The following is a 4,144-nucleotide window of genomic DNA, read 5'->3' on the forward strand; positions in this document are numbered from 1 at the left end:
TCAACCTCGGCGGCCACAAGCCTGTCCTCCCCGGCCGGATATGACCCACGGATCAGTCAGGAGAGCCGCAATTCTGTCGGTGGTCTCTGTGACGATCCGTCACATGACAGGCGCGGCTATCGACAACAACAGCGGAGATCGTCTGCTGCCGCGCACGTTGAGCGGGTTGGACACGTTGCAGTGGCGTTCACGCAATCGTGTCCACACTCTCCCTGCTGACCGCAAGCTGCTCGAGTTCCCCATTGTCGAGGGCGATCCGATTCGCATCGGTGGCCAGTGGCAGAACCGGCCAAACCGGCATGGTTTGTATTACTGGACGCCTACGCAGGCGCACATCTGGCACGAGAGCGCGCTTGAGTCGGCTTGCTTGATGGTCCTGGAGTTCCTCGGTCGTGTCGACCGGATCTGTGCCCAGCCATTCCGGCTGCTCTTTCGAACGTCCGCTCCGGTCGTAAGACACGATCCTGACTTCTTCGCCGTCCACCGCGACGGCGACCAAGTGGTGTACGACGTCAAACCCCTCTCGCGGATGACCACTGAAGCCCAGGCCCAGTTCGGAGAGACCGCCCGAGTCTGTGCCGCCGTCGGCTGGCGGCATGAAGTGCTGCACGAGCCAGATCCCGTTCTCGCGCGGAACCTCGACTTCCTCCGAGCCGCGCGCCATCAACGCTGCCATCCTCCGAGGAGCGTCCTGGAGCACATGTTGAGCGTTTTCGAGGGTGGCCGCCCTATCGGCGAGGCGCGGTTGATGCTCAACCGCCGCTCCCCTGCTCTGGCGCTACCCCACATCAAGCATCTGATCTGGCACCGACTTCTCACCGTGGACCTCACGCGTCAGCTCGACTTCGACACCTTAGCTGCTAGCGACCCGACACGACTGGAGCAACCATGCTGCGTCTGAACCTCGGAGATCTCGTCACGTGGCAAGGGGACGAGCACGTCGTCATCGCCGCCCGGGCTCAGGCGGCGATGCTCCGCCGACTCGCTGACAACGACACCGTCTGGGTTGACGTGCCGAGCCTGGCGGACGAGATCACCCTTGCCGATCGTGCCCTCGCAGACTCACCGACACAGGGCACCGTTCCGATCATCGCAGAGTTCAGCGAAGCCGAGCTTGAGGCCGCGCGGTGGTGGGTCCCGCACCTTCATGAGGTGATCCATGGGGTCACGGATCCCGATGACCACGAGCTTCAACCGCGCGCGGGATACGAGACCAAGAGCAAGACCTCACGAAGGCAACTGAAAGCCGATGAGCTCGCGGCCGCAGGGATCAAGGTGGACGTCCGAACGCTGGCACGAAAGGAACGCGCCTACGTCGACCGCGGTGTTCCTGGCCTGATCCCCCGTCGCCGTCCCGGCGGCGCCTCGGGCGTTCCGGCGGCCGACGACCGAGTGATTGAAGCGATCGTCGCCGTGCTCGCCGACACGACAGCGTCCTCGACCGTGACCGTAAGCACCATGATGAACAAGGCCCACGCTTACCTGGCGAGGACCTACCCCGGCCAGGACATCCCAACGCCGTCGAAGTCAACCATGCGGCGCCTCTTCGCTGCCTACGACCGTCGAGGACTCGCGACGGGTAAAGCCACCTCGCGCCGCACTGAGGCCAACCGCCACGGTCGTGGCCCACGCCCCGTCGCAGCAACGACGCCGGGCCAGTACGTCGAGATCGACTCGACGCCAATCAACGTCCTCGCGCTGTACTCCGACGGTTCCGTTGGACGAGCGCATCTCACCGTTGCGATGGATATCGCGACTCGGTCGATCCTGGCGTTCGACATCGTCCCCGTCGGCGCGACCGGGGTCGAGCACGCCGACCTTCTTGCACGCATCCTGCGGCCGCGATCATGCCGGCCCGATGCTCCCGACTACATGCGCCTGGACAAGGCCGCCGACCTCCCTGTGCGAGATATGCAAGCGGCCGACGAACGCCAGGTGGGTGCGATCGCCGTCCCGTACATCGTCCCGGAGACGATCACCACCGACCGTGGCAAGGACTATCTATCCGACACGTTCGTGGCTGCGTGCCGCTACTTCGGGATCGGCGTGATCCAGGCGCCACCGCACTCCCCCACCTTCAAGGGGCATATTGAGCGGCTCATGCGCACCGTCGAGACCTCCTGGATGCAGCATCTTCCGGGATACGTCGGCAACAGCGTCGCCAATCGCGGCCGCGAGATCGACAGCAGCGGTCTTCTCACGATCGGCGAACTGCGGGATTCCTTCGAGGCGTGGTGGGTTCGTGTCTACCAGAGGCGCGCGCACAACGAACTGCGCGACCGGGATCTACCCGCCCGCCGCTACAGCCCCAACCAGATGTACTCGGTCCTGTTCGACGCTGGAGCGGGGATCCCCGTGCCGATCGACGAGACGACCTACATCGGGTTGATGCCCACGGTGACGCGGACGATCCAGAACAACGGCTTCCGCATCGACAATCTCATCTACTGGCACGACGATCTCCCAGCCCTGGCCAAGATGAGACCGCCCACTCGCGATGGCAAATGGGCCGTCCGCCGAGACCCATATGACGTCGATCGCGTCTGGGTCCAACACCCCGAGACTAGTGAATGGCTCGGGTGTGTCTCTGAGTCCTACCGGCGCGACACCTACCCGTTCGCCTCCGCGATGCGGCTCCTGCGCGACCTCCCGAAGGTCGCCGAGCAAGGTGGTGATGTGCAGGACGAATGGGCCATCGAGCAGCTGGCGGAGGCCTCCGCCAAAGCGACGCCGAAGGAGAGGGCGGGGCGAAAGCGGCGCGAGCGGGCGAACGCCGTCAAGGCGCGTCGTGCTGCCGATGCTGAACCGCGCCCGCAGCCCGTCGCGGTTCCGCAGCCGGCTGATGCGACGCGGGCGGATGCCGCGGGCGGCGATAGCGACGACTTCGCTCTCGTGCGAAACAACGACAGGTTCTGGAATGACTAACGAGCGGAACAGGGCCGGGAGTTCAACGGTCAAGAGCACGCTGGTGGGGATGCGGAGCCAGATCGACCGCAGCGTCGACGAACCAGCGCCACTCAGCCGCGGCCAATACGAAGCACTCGATGACCCCGACCGCGTCGCCTTCGACGAGGCTCGGATCCGATGGTTCGGTTCAGGCTTCACCCTTCGCAACGAGACCACGCGCGACCTTCTGCGCGGTGTGCGCGGCTATCTCACGATGCGCGACCCGGACGCGGTCGGAAGCCAAGGAGTCTGCGTCCTCACCGGCCCGGCGAACGTCGGAAAGTCGACCACTCTCTTGCAGTTGGCGAAAGAAGTTGAGGCGCGAGCCCACCGCCGCTATCCGGCGTTCCGCGAGGATGGACGCGTCCCGGTCGTGTCGATCGAGATGTTGCCGGGCGCGACGCCGAAGGGCGTTGCGACCTCGATCCTCGACTTCTTTGGAGTGCCCTACCAGCAGCGGGATGCTCAGCAGGTCCTGATCCGCCAAGCTTCCGATGTGATGGCCCGACGCCAGAGCACCTTGCTGGTGGTCGACGAGTTCCATGCTGTCCAACTCGATGGTCGACGCGGGGACGACGCGATCAACACCGTGAAGGCCGTCATCAACAACACTGGCGTTGTCACCGTCTTGGCCGGAATCGACCTTGACGTCCACTTGGGAAGTCGCGCGGCCGAGCAGCTCATGGCACGAGGTGAGATCTACCGTCATGCTCCTCACGACTATGCATCGGAGGTGTCTCGGCAGTCGTGGGCACGGCTCGTCACAGCTTTCGGTGACCAGATGCGACTGATCGACGGTCCACCCGATCTGCTCCCCTACGCCGACGCGTTGCACGCCCTCACCAACGGCCGCATCGGGGCCCTACGACGTATCCTCGGCTTCGCTCTCCTGACGATGCTCGAGGAGAAGGACTCTGCCCGTGATCCGGAGCTGATCCTGGAGGACCATCTGGGCGCTGGCGCTCGCCGCCCACTGCCCGGTGCCAAACGACGTAAGAAGCCAGCGGCGTAGTCATGGCCAACGGCTACGGGGTCAGCGCCCTTCCTCCTCAGCTCGTCCGACCGAGGCCCGTCCAGTTCGAGACGCCAAACTCCTACCTCGGCAGGATCTGCGCGGCCAACGTCATCGACGTCGAGTACATCGAGCGCCTCGCAGCACGCCGGAGATCGGCCACTCGTCGTGCAGACGAGCTCGGTT

At 64.9% G+C, this 4,144-nt stretch carries 4 protein-coding genes; all 4 read left to right on the forward strand.

Going from position 1 to position 4,144, the window contains the following annotated elements:
• The first annotated feature begins 88 nt into the window (after positions 1–88).
• Positions 89–901: a TnsA-like heteromeric transposase endonuclease subunit gene (locus ACYVKX_RS23225; RefSeq protein WP_460836088.1), complete on the forward strand. Its 813-nt coding sequence runs from the start codon at positions 89–91 to the stop codon at positions 899–901.
• Positions 889–2,925, forward strand: a complete 2,037-nt coding sequence (locus tag ACYVKX_RS23230) for a transposase (protein WP_460836089.1) — start codon at positions 889–891, stop codon at positions 2,923–2,925. The genes ACYVKX_RS23225 and ACYVKX_RS23230 overlap by 13 nt, the downstream gene beginning before the upstream one ends.
• Before the next feature lie 49 nt (positions 2,926–2,974).
• Entirely contained in the window at positions 2,975–3,958 is a 984-nt protein-coding gene (locus ACYVKX_RS23235) for an ATP-binding protein (RefSeq protein ID WP_460836090.1), read from the forward strand.
• A 2-nt stretch (positions 3,959–3,960) separates the two neighbouring features.
• A partial coding sequence (locus ACYVKX_RS23240; RefSeq protein WP_460836091.1) for a hypothetical protein occupies positions 3,961–4,144 on the forward strand: 184 nt, incomplete at its 3' end.

The organism is Nocardioides hungaricus (genome assembly GCF_054782915.1).

Bases quoted from the DNA above. Each gene is read 5' to 3' on its own strand.
- ACYVKX_RS23230 (WP_460836089.1), top strand. From the start codon at position 889: ATGCTGCGTCTGAACCTCGGAGATCTCGTCACGTGGCAAGGGGACGAG.
- ACYVKX_RS23235 (WP_460836090.1), top strand. From the start codon at position 2,975: ATGCGGAGCCAGATCGACCGCAGCGTCGACGAACCAGCGCCACTCAGC.